Genomic DNA, 14,258 nt, shown 5'->3' on the forward strand with positions numbered 1-14,258 from the left:
GCCAAGAGGGTTGATGCGCATAGCAGCCCCACAGCTTGCGCCGTGGCTTGGACCTATTGCGCCTGAAGCCTGCGTGCCTCGGTCCGGGCCAGATTGACCAGTTCCTGCACAAACGGTTTTTCCAGATCTTCTGACCGGACCGCCGCGTACAATCTGCGCGTGATCCCTTCGCTGGTCAGGGGCCGGGTGACGTAGTCCGAGTTGTACTTGACCTCGCGCACAACCCAGTCCGGCAGAACCGAAATACCGCGGTTTGAGGCCACCAGCAGCAGGATGACGGCTGTCAGTTCCACCTGCCGGATCGATGCAGGCTCCACACGGGCGGGTATCAGCAACTGGCTGAACACGTCCAGCCGCGTGCGTTCGACCGGATATGTGATCAGGGTCTGACCGCGAAAATCCTCGGCCTCGATAAATTCCTTTTGCGCCAACGGATGGGCCGAGGCAGCGACGAAAACTGCGTTGTAGTCGAACAGTTCCACGAACTCGACACCCGGCAGGTCCTCGGGGTCGGAAGAAACAACCAGGTCGACCTCTTCTTTCTGCAAAGCCGGAAGCGCGTCAAAGGCCAGGCCCGGGCGAATGTCCACGTCGACATCTGCCCAGGATTTCCGGAATGATTCCAGCACCGGAAACAGCCATTCGAAACAGGCGTGGCATTCGATTGCGATATGCATGCGCCCGGTTCGCCCGTCCCGAAGGGATGAAAACTCGTGCTGGGCTGCCTCAACCTGCGGCAGGATCTGTTCGGCCAGACGCAACAGGCGCACACCCGCCGCCGAAAGCTTCATCGGTTTCGAGCGGCGCAGGAACAGTTCAACACCGGCCTGATCCTCTAACCCCTTGATCTGATGGCTTAACGCAGACTGGGTAATGTTCAATTGATCTGCAGCCCGCGCCAGTCCACCGCAATCATGGATCGCCTTGATCGTACGAAGGTGTCGGAATTCAATGTGCATTGCTGTTCGACTCATGTTGTTCTTGAATTATATGAGTTTGTCTCACATAGCGGGACGTGGCACAAGGGATCCAGGTTGTTAAGACGAGGCCACGATGACCAAGCCAGATATCTCATTCGAGTTCTTTCCGCCGCAGACGCTCGAAGCTTCCTTTCGGTTGTGGGACACGGTTCACATTCTAGCACCGCTGGCACCACGATTTGTCTCTGTCACCTATGGTGCAGGCGGCACCACACGCGAACTGACACGCGATGCCGTGGCGACCCTGCACAAGTCGCTGGATCTTCCGGTGGCCGCGCACCTGACCTGCGTCGATGCCTCGCGTCAGGAAACCCTGGAGATCGCCGACACGTTTGCCCGCGCGGGCGTTCAGGACATCGTTGCCCTGCGCGGTGATCCGCCCAAGGGTCAGGATCAGTTCGTTCCGCACCCGGACGGGTTCGCAAGCTCGGTCGAGCTGATTTCCGCGCTGGCCGAAACCGAGATGTTCTCGATCCGTGTCGGCGCCTATCCAGATATCCACCCAGAAGCCTCCAACGCGCAGGCGGATATCGATTGGCTCAAGGCCAAACTGGACGCAGGCGCGGAAGAGGCCCTGACACAATTCTTCTTTGAGGCCGAAACCTATTTCCGGTTCCGCGACGCGTGCGAAAAGGCCGGCATCGACAAACCCATCGTGCCCGGCATCCTGCCCATCGAGAACTGGAAGGGCGCACGGAATTTTGCCCGCCGCTGCGGAACGCGCATTCCGGCCTGGGTCGAAAACGCTTTCGAAAAGGCCGTGCGTGATGATCGCGAAGACCTGCTGGCGACGGCAATGTGCACAGAATTGTGCTCGGACTTGCTGGAGGGCGGCGTGGACAAACTGCATTTCTACACGCTGAACCGCCCCGAGCTGACCCGTGATGTCTGCTTTGCGCTGGGAATTACGCCGAAAACTGAATTGCAGAACGTCGCCTGACCCGGTTGGCACGTTCCATTCTGCCCCTGTTTGGCCACCGCCAGACAGGGGCTTTTTTCGAAGGCTCCTTTATTTCAGACGGGATGCCCCTTCCGGGTGCGCCTGACGGACAATCCAAGATGGAATTGCCGCATTGTTCCCGCAACGCCTTAAATTTAACTGAAAATTTGACAAAGCCATGAAGCTGCTCAATGTGGTTTCAGTGTAGTGTTTAATGAGTGATTTGAGTATGGAGCCTGCTGACAAGATCAGGGCGCGCCAGGATGCTTTGGCACATCTCGGCCTGGACCCGTCTGCTAATTCCGATGACATCCGCGAGGCATGGAGACATATCGCGTTTCATGCCCATCCGGACCACACCGAAGGTGACAGTTCCGGCTTTGCCAATGCCAAGGCGGCCTATGATCTGCTGCGCCGAGAGGGCATGGTTGCAAAAGGGACTGCCGGGTCAGCCGCCCGAAAGCCGCGCCGCCCGAAAATTCGCAAACGGGTCATCGAACTGGATGCAACCGCAATCGACGCCTGCCGGGATATGCTGCGCAACGTCCTGTCGCAATCGAAGGAATCAGATGCTGATCCGGTTTCCTCCGGAAAAGGTGCCCAATCTGCATTGTCCGACCACATCCCCGAGGCTGTCGGGTGCAATGGTCGGCATCTGACTTATTTTGTGACCTCCTCAGTTTGCGAAGGGGCAAACCGCGTGGCCCTGCCAACAACGGTCCTGGCCGGTTGCCGGCACGCCGAAAACGAGGTTTTGAGTTTTCAGTCGAAAGAGTCAGGCGCAGGAGAGGTTGTGGTTCCTGACGCAATCATGGCCCGCAAGTTCCCCGGCGCCAAAAGTGTCAGGATCCGGTTCGAATCCGATCAGCGCACACGCGACGACTATTGCATGGCAAGTTGAGCCCTTGCCGCAAAGCCAAAGCCCGGCATCGGTGGGGAGCCGGGCTTTGGTGTTTTAAACAGGTAAGGCTCAGTTTGTTACAGGGCCTTCCGAAGTGAACTTTGGGATTACACTGGTCGAGGCGGCGTCGGGTTCGATACCCGGCCAATTGCCTTCGGCCAGATTGATGTTGCCAGGCACGTCCTCTTCCCAGAACCCGACCACAACATCGGTGATGTTGAGGTACAGCTTGTCATCCACGATGCGCCACAGGTTCGGATTGCCCGGAACCTTGCCGCCTTTGGAAACGCCATAGGCGCAATGTCCGTCATATTGCGGAGCGTAATAGGCAGGATTTTCAAGGAACTTGTCGCGGTTTTCTGCGCTTGAAAAGGCCCACGTGGCACCATTGTAATCTGCCGTGAAGTTTGCATTGCCGCGAACGGCTTCGGGCTGAGACTGCCCGACCGGAACCTGATCCAGGCCGCGATAAGCGACAACGTCGTAGCCAGAGACGGCAAATCCGGTTCCGTCAATATACTGATCGCCGGCAAAGGCGGGCACGGCCAGGGTCAGCGCGGTGGCAAGGGACAAGGCAAAGCGTTTCATGTCATAAATCCTATTGGGTCCGGGGTTAGCAGGATCGCCCGTTTTGCGGGTCTGGTCAGAGAATAGGCAATACACGGTCAAAACATAGCCCCGCTCGCGCCGCTGTGAGGTTGAATGAGATTTCGTGACGGGTTTTGCAGCCATTGTTACAAAACAGACCCGTTGACCGGGGTTGGACTCTGCCGACTGCAATATTAGCTGTTGGGATGTCGGACAATTCCTCCCACTTTGCTGAGAAAGGCAAGATAGAGATGAGCGAGCAACCCACCTATGAACCCCCGAAGGTCTGGACATGGGACAGCCAAAGCGGCGGACAATTCGCCAATATCAATCGCCCGATCGCAGGCGCGACCCATGACAAGGACCTTCCGGTCGGACAGCATCCCCTGCAGCTTTATTCGCTGGCCACGCCCAACGGGGTCAAGGTCACTGTCATGCTGGAAGAACTGCTGGCGCTGGGGCACAAGGGTGCCGAATACAATGCGTGGCTGATCAATATCGGTGAAGGGGATCAGTTCAGTTCAGGATTTGTCGAGGCCAACCCGAACTCGAAGATCCCGGCCCTGTGGGACCGGTCGGGTGACAAGCCGGTGCGCGTGTTCGAAAGTGCCTCGATCCTGTTCCATCTGGCCGAGAAATTCGATGCGTTTCTGCCCAAGGAAGGGCCTGAACGCACGGAAGTCATGAGCTGGGTGTTCTGGCAGATGGGAAGCGCGCCCTATCTAGGCGGCGGGTTCGGCCATTTCTATGCATACGCGCCAGAGAAATGGGAATATCCGATCAATCGGTTTGCAATGGAAACCAAGCGGCAATTGGACGTGTTGGACCGGGAACTGGCCAACAAGACCTTTATCGCGGGCGAAGACTATACCATTGCCGATATGGCAATCTGGCCGTGGTACGGGCAACTGGTTCTGGGCCGCCTTTACAGCGCAGCCGAGTTCCTGGACGTTGAGTCCTACAAGAACCTGATGCGTTGGGCCAAGGCGGTCGATGCGCGGCCCGCGGTACAGCGAGGCCGTATAGTCAACCGGGCCTTTGGCGAGCCGCACACGCAGTTGCACGAGCGTCACGACGCCAGCGATTTCGAAACCCGGACGCAGGACAAACTGGAACCTGCCGCCGAATAGTCTTGCCGCCCTGCCCGTCACGGTAGGGAGCATCCGGCTAGCGAATTACTTCAGAATTGGCGGCCGTTCGGGATCACTACCGGGCGCAGAGCGCCCGACATCACGCTTTTCGGGCTGCGGCAGGTCAAACCGCAGCCCGACTTTTTCCAACCTTAACGTGACTTGGTCCCCGGGCGCGAAAAAGCCGACATCCATCGCGCCAGCTTCGATTCCGGAAAATGTCAGCGCTTCGGACGCGGCTTTGGCAAGGGCCGGTTCTGCGCCTTCGACCGCCCCGACAAAACCCAGCAAATGACCAGATGCTCCGCTGGCCGATCTGGTTCCGGCCAGGAAAGCAGCCTGCGCCAACCCCACCGCCGTCGCCAGTTTGGTATCAAGCGCCGTCAGCAGTTCATCCGGCAGACCCGCCGGGGGAAAGAACTCGGCGAGTTGTTCCTGAACCTCTTGCGGGGAATGCTGAAGGGTCTCCGTCAGCCATCCCAAAGCCTCTGGCGGAATCAGCATCGAGGACGGGGCGACCTCGAGGTTGAGCCCCAGACCAATTCGCTGCCCTGCCAGCAGCGATGACAGAACCCGCCCGGACAGGGCCACATAAGGAACGGGACGATCTGCAAACCGGGCAAGCCGGTCTTCGCGATCAAACGCCAGCACAAAACGTCCGTCCGCCACATCGAAAACCTCGGGCGAGACGTTATCGTCCCGTGCTTCTTCCGTCAGCAGCAGGAACAGTTCAGCGTCTGCCAGCCGTTCAAAGAACTTCAGCCGGGCTGCGTCATCCTGTGGGGCAGCCTCCATCGCGGAATGGGCGGCATCCAAGGCCGTTGTCTCAGTCATTCAGAACCTCTTGCACCCTGGCGCGCAGAACCGGCAGCAGGTCTGCCTCGAACCAGGGGTTCTTTTTCAGCCATGCCGTATTGCGCCAGGACGGATGAGGCAAGGCAAAGACCTGCGGCGCGTGGTCTCGCCAGTTCCGGACCGTCTCTGTCACGGACGTACGCGTACCCAGATGGTAGGTATGGGCATGGGCACCGACCAGAACAGTCAGCGGAACCGCTCCCAATGCCTGCATGACTCTGTCATGCCAAGTCTCGCCACAGATTGCGGGCGGCGGCAGATCGGCCTTGCGCGCATCATAGCCGGGGAAACAGAAAGCCATCGGAACGATTGAAACACTGGATCGGTCATAAAACACGCTCTCATCAATCCCCAACCAGTCGCGCAACCGGTCGCCCGAAGGGTCTGTGAAGGGACGACCTGAGTCATGCACCCGCGCGCCCGGTGCCTGTCCTGCAACAAGGATCGGCGTTCCGGGACGGAACCAGACTACCGGGCGTGGCTCATGCGCGGTCTGCGTCGCGGCAAAACGCGCTTCGCAGATCCGGCAGGACCGGATTTCCTGGGCAAGAGTGGTCATCTGGTGGCAGCACTTCCTGAGACAGGTTTCCAAACAGGCTTCGCTGAACGATAGAGACCGCGCGCGCCTGCGCCAACTGCCGTTATATCACAAAAGCCACAGCACCTTGTGGGGCGCATTGATCATTTGTTTCACAATTCGACATAATGTAGCCAACAAGAACTCGTAAACGATGCGTTCTTTCATCGAGGAAAGACCGCAACTCCGAAGCGAAACAGGCCAGCAATGCTTGAATTCGAAAATGTCAGCAAGTCCTTCTGGACCGGCACCCGGCGCAAGGTGATCCTTGATCGTGTTTCCTTTCGGATCGAACTTGGCCGCTCGGTTGGGATACTTGCACCCAACGGAACCGGAAAAACCACGCTGATCAATATGATGGCCGGTCTGGAAAAACCTGACGAGGGGGTAATCCGCCGCGAATGCAAGGTGTCGTTCCCAATGGGGTTTACCGGAGGGGTTTCCGGCAAGATGTCGGCGCTGGAAAACTCGCGCTATATCGCAAAGATCTACGGCATGGACCCCGATTATATCGAGGCATATTGCCAATGGCTGTGCGGTCTGGGCGAATATTTCAACCAACCGCTTGCGACCTATTCATCTGGCATGCGGGCCCGGTTCACGTTTGCGCTGATGCTGGCACTTGATTTCGACATGTACCTGATAGATGAGGGCATGCCCGCTACAACCGATGTCGAATTCAACAAGAAAGCGGGCTCGATCCTGAAAGAGAGATTGCGCACCACAACGCTTGTGATTGTGTCGCATTCTCCAACCACTCTGGAAAAATTTGCGCGTCAGGCAGCGGTTCTAGTGGACGGGCAGCTTTACATGTTTGAAACCTTGGAAGAGGCAAAACAGTTATATGACTACCAAACCCAAGGCTAGAAAATACAACTGGCGCCGAAAACGCCAAGGCGAAGGAACACCGGATGCGCGCGCAGATGCGATTTCGCGTATTCGAAGTGCGACTCAACCACCCGAAGCGGCCAACAGTAAACAGCCCGGAACTGAACTGGACGAAATCAAGCGCGAGGGGCTGACCGGGCGCCAGTTACGCATGGCGCGACGGCTGGCACAGAAGAACGGGCTGGCGGCCACGTCGGATTACGACGCGGTTCGCCTGTTGCGCAAAAAGGGGATCGACCCTTTTCAGGGCAACAACCTGCTGGATCTGGCGGCTGCGGGTAACAAGGACGAGCAGGGCACGGCTCAGGTCGAGGACAAGGTAACGGTCCACCTGCCGCAAACTGTCGGAGATAAATCCCATCCCCTGCCCGGCCCGGAGTGGAGCCCGACTGAACGGCGCAACTATGAGATCAGCCAGATCCAGAAAGAGGTCGCCCGGCGTCGCAAACGGAAATTGTTTACCCTGTTTGCCCGCCTGGCTGCGTTTGTGCTGCTGCCCACATTTGTTGTGGGGTATTATTTTTACCGCGTAGCGACGCCGATGTATGCCAGCGACTCGGCGTTTTCGATCCTGCAGGCAGATGGTGGCGGCGGTTCGATTGGGGGCCTGCTTTCCGGAACGCAGTTTGCGACAGCACAGGACTCGGTCGCGACGCAGGAGTTTCTGGAATCCAAGGATGCCCTGCAACGTCTTGAACGCGATACCGGCTTTGCTGAAATCTTTAAGCAGGACTGGATCGACCCGGTGCAGCGGCTGTCCCCCGACGCCAGCCTGGAAGAGACGTACAAACTGTACAAGCGCATGGTGACAATCGGCTACGACCCCACGGATGGAATCGTCCGGATGGAGGTCGCGGCCCCGGATCCGGATATCGCCGTTGATCTGTCGAACCGGCTGATTTCCTATGCCGAAGATACAATCAACGGCCTGACCGAACTGAAACGCGAAGACCAGATGCGGGACGCTATGAGGGGGTTTGAAACCGCCCAGGAAGAGCGGCGCAAGGCGCAGGAAAAGCTGATCGAACTGCAGCTGGAAGGCGCGGTGCTTGATCCCGAAAACGTTCTGGCGGGACTACGCGGCCGGATCAACGAGATCGAGATCTTGTTGCAGGACAAGGAACTGCAACTGGCCGCCCTTCTGGACAACCTGCGGCCCAACAAGGCCAAGGTCGATGGCGTTACTGCCGATATCGAACGGCTTGAAGTCGTGCTGGAGGAACTGAATGCCGAGATGCTGGATGCCTCGGCAGGCGAAAACTCGCTGGCGCGGCTGAGTGTCAGGATTCAGATGGCGCAGGCCGATCTGGCGGCGCGGGACATGATGCTTCAAACAGCCATGCAGCAAGTGGAAACAACGCGCACCGAAGCCAACCGTAAAGTTCGGTACCTGACAGTCTCGGTCAACCCCGTCCCCAGCCAGGAACCCAGCTATCCGCGCAAGTTCGAAAATACGATTTTGGCTTTCCTGTTGTTTGCTGGTATCTACCTGTTGATCTCGCTTACCGCGTCGGTCCTTCGTGAACAGGTATCCTCGTAAGACATATGAAACATGTAAAAATCTCCGACCTAACGGTTGGCAACGATCTTCCGCTGACCGTCATCGCCGGCCCCTGCCAGCTTGAAACCGCCGATCATGCCCAGATGATCGCAGGCACCATGAAAGAAGCCTGCGATGCCGCAGGCGCGCAGTACATTTTCAAGGCCTCCTATGACAAGGCGAACCGCACCTCATTGTCTGGCAAGCGCGGCATGGGCATCGATGCCGGGCTGAAGGTGCTGGACGACATCCGCAGCTCGATGGGCATACCGGTACTGACGGATGTCCACACCGAGGCCCAGTGCGCAGTCGCGGCCGAGGCGGTGGATATTCTGCAAATCCCCGCCTTCTTGTGCCGACAGACCGACATGTTGCTGGCCGCTGGTGAAACCGGCAAGGCCGTCAATGTCAAAAAGGGTCAGTTCCTGGCGCCGTGGGAGATGGGTAATATCGTCGACAAGATCGAAAGCACCGGCAACCAGAACATTCTGCTGACCGAGCGCGGCACATCCTTTGGCTACAATACATTGGTGGCCGACATGCGATCACTGCCGCAAATGGCCAAAACCGGCTATCCGGTCGTGATGGATGCCACACATTCGGTTCAACAACCCGGCGGCAAGGGCGGCTCGTCCGGCGGGCAAAGGGAATTCGCGCCGGTGATGGCCCGTGCGGCGGTTTCGCTGGGCGTCGGCGCCGTGTTCATCGAAACCCACCAGGACCCGGATACCGCGCCGTCCGACGGCCCCAACATGATTCCGCTGGACCAGATGGGACAGCTGATTGCCACATTGATGCGTTTTGATGCGCTGGCCAAAGAAAACCCGATTCAGATTTAACGATTGAGAAGAGTTATGACCAAACCCACGCCTGAGGTGACCCCTAACACCTGGAGCTTTCTGCGCGATGCGATGATCAAACCCACCGGGTTTCGCGAATATGACGCCCGCTGGAAATACCCCGAGGAAATCAACCTGCCCGGCATGACCGCGCTTGGTCTGGGGCTAGGCACGCAGATGCGCAGACGCGGGATTGAACCGGTGATTGCAGTGGGCAACGATTACCGCGACTATTCTCTGGCGATCAAGAACGCGCTGATCCTGGGGCTGATGCAGGCGGGTATTCAGGTCAAGGATATCGGCCCGGCTCTCAGCCCGATGGCCTATTTCGCGCAGTTTCATCTTGACGTGCCTGCCGTGGCGATGGTCACGGCCAGCCACAACCCGAACGGCTGGACCGGCGTCAAGATGGGCTTTGACCGCCCCCTGACCCATGGTCCGGATGAGATGTCCGAGCTGCGCGATATCGTCCTGAATGGCGAAGGTGTCCCGCATGAAGGTGGATCCTACGAATTCGTCGATGGCGTGAAAGAGGCGTATATCGACGATCTGGTTGGCGATTTCAGAATGTCCCGCCAGCTGAAAGTTGTGTGCGCCACAGGAAACGGGACGGCATCGGCCTTTGCCCCTGAAATATTCGAGCGGATGGGCGTCGAGGTCGTACCTAGCCACAACCGGCTGGATTACACCTTCCCGAACTACAACCCCAATCCCGAAGCCATGGAGATGTTGCACGACATGTCCGACACTGTGAAATCCAGCGGCGCCGATCTGGCGCTTGGGTTTGACGGGGATGGCGATCGATGCGGTGTGGTCGATGACGAGGGTGAGGAGATTTTCGCCGATAAGGTCGGCGTCATCATGGCACGCGATCTGGCCAAGCTATATCCCAATTCGACCTTCGTGGCCGACGTGAAGTCCACGGGCCTGTTCGCCAGTGATCCAGAGCTTCGAGCGCATGGCGTAAAGGCGGATTACTGGAAGACCGGCCACAGCCACATGAAGCGCCGCGTGAAAGAGATCAACGCCCTGGCCGGGTTCGAGAAATCGGGCCATTACTTTCTGGCTGAACCTATTGGTCGCGGCTACGACTGCGGCATGCGCGTGGCGGTCGAGATCTGTAAACTGATGGACCGCAATCCTGATCAAAGCATGTCTGACCTGCGCAAGGCGCTGCCAAAAACGTGGTCGACGCCGACCATGTCACCCTATGCAGCAGACACCGAGAAGTACGATATCCTGAACCGCCTGGTCGACAAACTGGTCGCCAAGGCCGACGCTGGCGAAAGTTTTGCCGGACGTGCGATCAAAGAGGTGGTTACCGTCAACGGTGCCCGTGTCATTCTGGACAACGGCAGCTGGGGTCTGGTACGCGCCTCTTCGAACACGCCCAACCTTGTTGTGGTTTGCGAAAGCAGCGAGAGCGAAGGCGAGATGCGCGCCATATTTTCGGATATCGACGCGGTCATCCGTACTGAACCGGGCGTCGGCGATTACGATCAGACCATCTGATGTAACAACCGGGGCGCGGGTCGCGCCCCGGGTATTTCTGACCGGGCCGTCATTTCAGTCCGCGCCCAGCAGTTTCAGAAGACCTTTTTTGGCCTCTTCCTCAAGCTTGTTCTTGATGGCATCTTCGATTTGGCCACTGTCCGTGATCGTTGTGTCCAGTTCGCCGCCGACTTTTTCAAAGACCTTCTGCTTGGCGTCATCTTCAAGCTTCTTGAGTTCTGCATCAGCCGCGGCCTCGATCACCTTGCTCAGGTCCGGCCGGATCGAGGGGTTGCTCCATGGCCCCTGTATCCGCACCGGCACGGCAATGCCCTGACCCGAATTTGCCCGCAATGCGACCGGGGTGAACAGGTAATCGATGTCCCGGGTACCCAGCCCGACGCGACCTTTTCCATCCGCCCGGTAGTTATCCAACAGCATCAGCAGATCGTTATTGGTCAGCGTGCCTTGATCCATGGTGAACATGGCCGACAAGCTGTTGAAAACCGTTGTGCCGCCCGTGCCCTGCCCCCGGCCCATCAGACGGTCGAGATCGATACCCGCGATAACCCCTTTGCCAACATTGACGCCCCCTTTCCCGCTGAGGGATCGCATGATCTGGTCTTCGGTTTGCCCGACGCCCAGAAACTCGAGCGTTCCCGATCCGGTGCCCGAAAGCCGTTCGATCCCGGCCAGCGTTGAGAGCATCTGCTTCAGGTCAATCCCGTCAGCCCTAAGGTTGCCGCCCACCGACAGCCCGTTCCGGTTGTTGACCACCATCTGCCCGTTCAACTGTCCTGAGAACAAGGTGGCCGGGTGCATTTGAAACACAGCCCGCGCGCGATCAAGGCTCATGGTCAGATCGCTTTGGCCGAATGTCATTCCAGGAACCGCAATCGAGGTGGCCGTCAGGCGGATATTGCCGTTGGCCAAAGCCAGGGCTGATGCATCAATCGGGTCTTTGGACCAACCCGTGTCAGGCGCAGATGCACTGGTTGCTCCACCACCGGTGGAGGCATCGGTGCCAGTAATCTGAGACAGATCCAGATCACCCGCGCTCAGCCGGGCCGTGATCTGAGGCGGATCGGAAATGACAATGTCCGCCTCGCCAGTCAGGCGGTTGTTGTCCAGAATTGCGGTCATATCCCGCAAGGCGACCCGGCCGTCGCTGGTATAGGTCATCTGACCGGATACATTCGCCACGCGCCCCAGCCCCTGCGGCACATAAGTTCCGGCCCGCCCGAAGGCCGCCAGCATTTTCTCGGTGCTTGACGACTGGACCTCAAGCTGGCCGTCCATTTCCCCGGCCAGGTTGACCCGTCCGTCAAACCCGATCTGACCACCCGGCGCCGCAAGCAGCAATTCCAACGCGGTCACGTCTCCAGACGAAAATGCGGGTAGGTCGGGTATTTTCAGATCGACCTTCACGGTGCCGCCGGGCACCGCCATGCTGGCCTCCATCACCATTGGAGCGGTGACTTCGGGCCAACTGGCCGACAAATCGACATTCGCGAAATCCATCGTTGTGACACCGTTTTCGACGTAGATCAGCCGCACACGGGTCAGTTCCAGAAACTCCAGCGTGACCGTGCCAGCTTCGGCATCCGGCGCAGATCCCCCGGGATCGCCACCCGAAGTGGCAGCCGTCGCTGTGCCAAGTTCCCAGTTTGCGCGCCCATCCGACACTTCCAGTCGAAGAACCGGGTTTTCTGCCACGACCCGTTTGATCCTGATGTCACCGGACAACAACGCCGCTGCATCGACACCGAACATCAGGCGTTCCGCGCTCAGCATTGGTTCTGGTCCGGCCCATGCAGCGTTACCAAAGGTGACGGGCCCGGTTTCCATTCCGAGAACCGGCCAGAAGGACAGGTTCACGTCTCCGGACAGGTTCAGGTCGCGACCTGTCTGCGCCCGAACCTGCTCGGCCAGAATCGACCCCAGTTTTTCGCCCGGCATCAGCAGCAACGCGCCAATCACCAGCCCGATTACGGCAACGAATACGAACAGGATCCGCAACAACCACTTCATCTTTCTGCTCTCCGCCTTTTTGGCTTTTCTTTGCTTGGGATCATTCAAATCAAAAGCGGGATTTGCAAGGGGAAGCGTTCCCCACTATATGCCGCGCCATGAGCACGAACCCGCCAAACCTCCGCCCCGACCTGGCGCCTGCCGCCCGGATCACCGATACGCCCCGTCCGAACCAGCCGACCATCGGTATGGTGTCCTTGGGCTGCCCCAAGGCTTTGGTCGATAGCGAGCGTATCCTGACCCGTCTGCGTGCCGAAGGGTACGGCATTTCGCCCGATTATTCAGGGGCCGATGCCGTCATCGTGAACACATGCGGGTTCCTGGACAGCGCCAAGGCTGAATCGCTGGATGCAATCGGCGAAGCGTTGGTGGAAAACGGCAAGGTCATCGTGACCGGCTGTCTGGGCGCGGAACCGGACTACATCCGCGAGCATCACCCGCGGATCATGGCCGTTACCGGCCCACATCAATACGAACAGGTGCTGGATGCGGTGCATTCCGCAGTACCGCCCGATCCGGACCCGTTCGTCGACCTGCTGCCTGCCTCGGGCGTCAAACTGACACCACGCCACTACAGCTATCTGAAGATTTCGGAAGGCTGTAACCACAAATGCAAATTCTGCATCATCCCTGACATGCGCGGGAAACTGGCCAGCCGCCCGGCCCATGCGGTGCTGCGCGAGGCGGAAAAGCTGGTTGAAAGCGGTGTGCGCGAGTTGCTGGTAATCTCGCAGGACACCTCGGCTTATGGGCTGGATCGCAAATACGACGTCAACCCGTGGAAAGACCGCGAGGTACGCAGCCACATCACCGATCTGGCGCGCGAGTTGGGACGGTTGGACGCCTGGGTACGGCTGCATTACGTCTATCCCTACCCGCATGTGCGCGAACTGATCCCGTTGATGGCGGATGCTGGCTGCAATGTTCTGCCCTATCTGGACATCCCCTTTCAGCACGCCCATCCGGATGTTCTGAAACGCATGGCCCGCCCGGCCGCCGCGGCCAAAACACTGGAAGAAATCGCCGCATGGCGCGCGACCTGCCCCGACATCACCCTGCGTTCGACCTTTATCGTGGGTTATCCGGGCGAGACAGATGCCGAATTTCAGACCCTGCTGGACTGGATGGACGAAGCCCAACTGGATCGCGTTGGCTGCTTTCAATACGAAAACGTAGACGGTGCCCGGTCCAACGACCTGCCGGATCACGTTCCTGCCGACGTCAAACAGGACCGTTGGGAGCGGTTCATGGAAAAGGCACAGGCAATTTCAGAGGCCAAGCTGGCGGCCAAGGTTGGTCAGGCGATTGAGGTCATCGTCGACGAAATCGACGAAGACGCCGCGACATGCCGCACGAAGGCAGACGCGCCCGAGATCGACGGCAACCTGTTCATTGACGAAAACTTCGAATCCCTGAAACCGGGCGACATCGTTTCTGTCGAGGTCGACGAGGCCGGAGAGTATGATTTGTGGGGAAAACTGGCCTGACCAAAAGACGT

The 14,258-nt window shown here is 58.6% G+C and carries 13 protein-coding genes; 8 read left to right on the top strand and 5 right to left on the bottom strand.

The genetic code is table 11. The annotated features are described in order from the left end of the window. Positions 1–53 precede the first annotated feature (53 nt). Positions 54–959, bottom strand: coding sequence for a LysR family transcriptional regulator (locus tag ACR0FE_RS18845; RefSeq protein WP_170609713.1), 906 nt, complete (start codon positions 957–959; stop codon positions 54–56). Positions 960–1,053: 94 nt separating this feature from the next. Here ACR0FE_RS18845 and metF point away from each other — a divergent pair, with 94 nt between their 5' ends. Together metF and ACR0FE_RS18855 are read left to right on the top strand one after the other, a co-directional pair. Then, complete coding sequence (gene metF, locus ACR0FE_RS18850; protein WP_170609711.1) at positions 1,054–1,920, top strand: methylenetetrahydrofolate reductase [NAD(P)H]; 867 nt, start codon at positions 1,054–1,056, stop codon at positions 1,918–1,920. Between the two features lie 214 nt (positions 1,921–2,134). Continuing rightward, positions 2,135–2,821 (top strand): J domain-containing protein, encoded by a 687-nt coding sequence (locus tag ACR0FE_RS18855; RefSeq protein ID WP_480914604.1) that lies wholly within the window; start codon positions 2,135–2,137, stop codon positions 2,819–2,821. Positions 2,822–2,890: 69 nt separating this feature from the next. Here the strand turns inward: ACR0FE_RS18855 and ACR0FE_RS18860 are convergent, their stop codons facing one another. Then, positions 2,891–3,409: a YHS domain-containing (seleno)protein gene (locus ACR0FE_RS18860; protein ID WP_480811927.1), complete on the bottom strand. Its 519-nt coding sequence runs from the start codon at positions 3,407–3,409 to the stop codon at positions 2,891–2,893. A 251-nt stretch (positions 3,410–3,660) separates the two neighbouring features. Here ACR0FE_RS18860 and yghU point away from each other — a divergent pair, with 251 nt between their 5' ends. Further along, positions 3,661–4,539, top strand: coding sequence for a glutathione-dependent disulfide-bond oxidoreductase (gene yghU / locus ACR0FE_RS18865; protein WP_480914606.1), 879 nt, complete (start codon positions 3,661–3,663; stop codon positions 4,537–4,539). Positions 4,540–4,584: 45 nt separating this feature from the next. Here yghU and ACR0FE_RS18870 read toward each other — a convergent pair whose 3' ends face one another. Together ACR0FE_RS18870 and ACR0FE_RS18875 are read right to left on the bottom strand one after the other, a co-directional pair. After that, positions 4,585–5,373, bottom strand: coding sequence for an SseB family protein (locus ACR0FE_RS18870; RefSeq protein ID WP_480914608.1), 789 nt, complete (start codon positions 5,371–5,373; stop codon positions 4,585–4,587). After that, positions 5,366–5,953, bottom strand: a complete 588-nt coding sequence (locus ACR0FE_RS18875) for a uracil-DNA glycosylase family protein (RefSeq protein ID WP_480914610.1) — start codon at positions 5,951–5,953, stop codon at positions 5,366–5,368. Before ACR0FE_RS18875 ends, ACR0FE_RS18870 begins: the two co-directional genes overlap by 8 nt. A gap of 225 nt (positions 5,954–6,178) precedes the next feature. Here ACR0FE_RS18875 and ACR0FE_RS18880 point away from each other — a divergent pair, with 225 nt between their 5' ends. Genes ACR0FE_RS18880 through ACR0FE_RS18895 form a run of 4 tightly spaced genes read left to right on the top strand, consistent with a single transcriptional unit; the run spans position 6,179 to position 10,750 of the window. Further along, on the top strand, positions 6,179–6,838 hold the full coding sequence (locus ACR0FE_RS18880) for an ABC transporter ATP-binding protein (protein WP_170609701.1): 660 nt from the start codon (positions 6,179–6,181) through the stop codon (positions 6,836–6,838). Continuing rightward, positions 6,816–8,399 carry a KpsE/RkpR family capsule polysaccharide export protein gene (locus tag ACR0FE_RS18885; RefSeq protein WP_480914612.1) on the top strand — a complete coding sequence of 528 codons (1,584 nt, stop codon included), beginning with the start codon at positions 6,816–6,818 and terminating at the stop codon, positions 8,397–8,399. The genes ACR0FE_RS18880 and ACR0FE_RS18885 overlap by 23 nt, the downstream gene beginning before the upstream one ends. Positions 8,400–8,404: 5 nt before the next feature. Further along, the gene (gene kdsA / locus ACR0FE_RS18890) at positions 8,405–9,238 is read left to right on the top strand and encodes a 3-deoxy-8-phosphooctulonate synthase (RefSeq protein ID WP_480811930.1); all 834 of its coding nucleotides are present in this window, start codon (positions 8,405–8,407) and stop codon (positions 9,236–9,238) included. A 15-nt stretch (positions 9,239–9,253) separates the two neighbouring features. Next, a complete protein-coding gene (locus tag ACR0FE_RS18895) occupies positions 9,254–10,750 on the top strand; it encodes a phosphomannomutase/phosphoglucomutase (protein ID WP_170816737.1) in 1,497 nt (498 codons plus the stop codon). A gap of 54 nt (positions 10,751–10,804) precedes the next feature. On the opposite strand, the gene ACR0FE_RS18900 is transcribed toward ACR0FE_RS18895, so the two are convergent. Then, the gene (locus ACR0FE_RS18900) at positions 10,805–12,760 is read right to left on the bottom strand and encodes an AsmA family protein (RefSeq protein ID WP_480914614.1); all 1,956 of its coding nucleotides are present in this window, start codon (positions 12,758–12,760) and stop codon (positions 10,805–10,807) included. Positions 12,761–12,858: 98 nt separating this feature from the next. Between ACR0FE_RS18900 and rimO the strand changes: the two genes are divergently transcribed. Then, positions 12,859–14,247, top strand: a complete 1,389-nt coding sequence (rimO, locus tag ACR0FE_RS18905) for a 30S ribosomal protein S12 methylthiotransferase RimO (RefSeq protein WP_480914616.1) — start codon at positions 12,859–12,861, stop codon at positions 14,245–14,247. The last annotated feature ends 11 nt before the right edge of the window (positions 14,248–14,258 follow it).

Source organism: Ruegeria sp. K7, assembly GCF_056531785.1.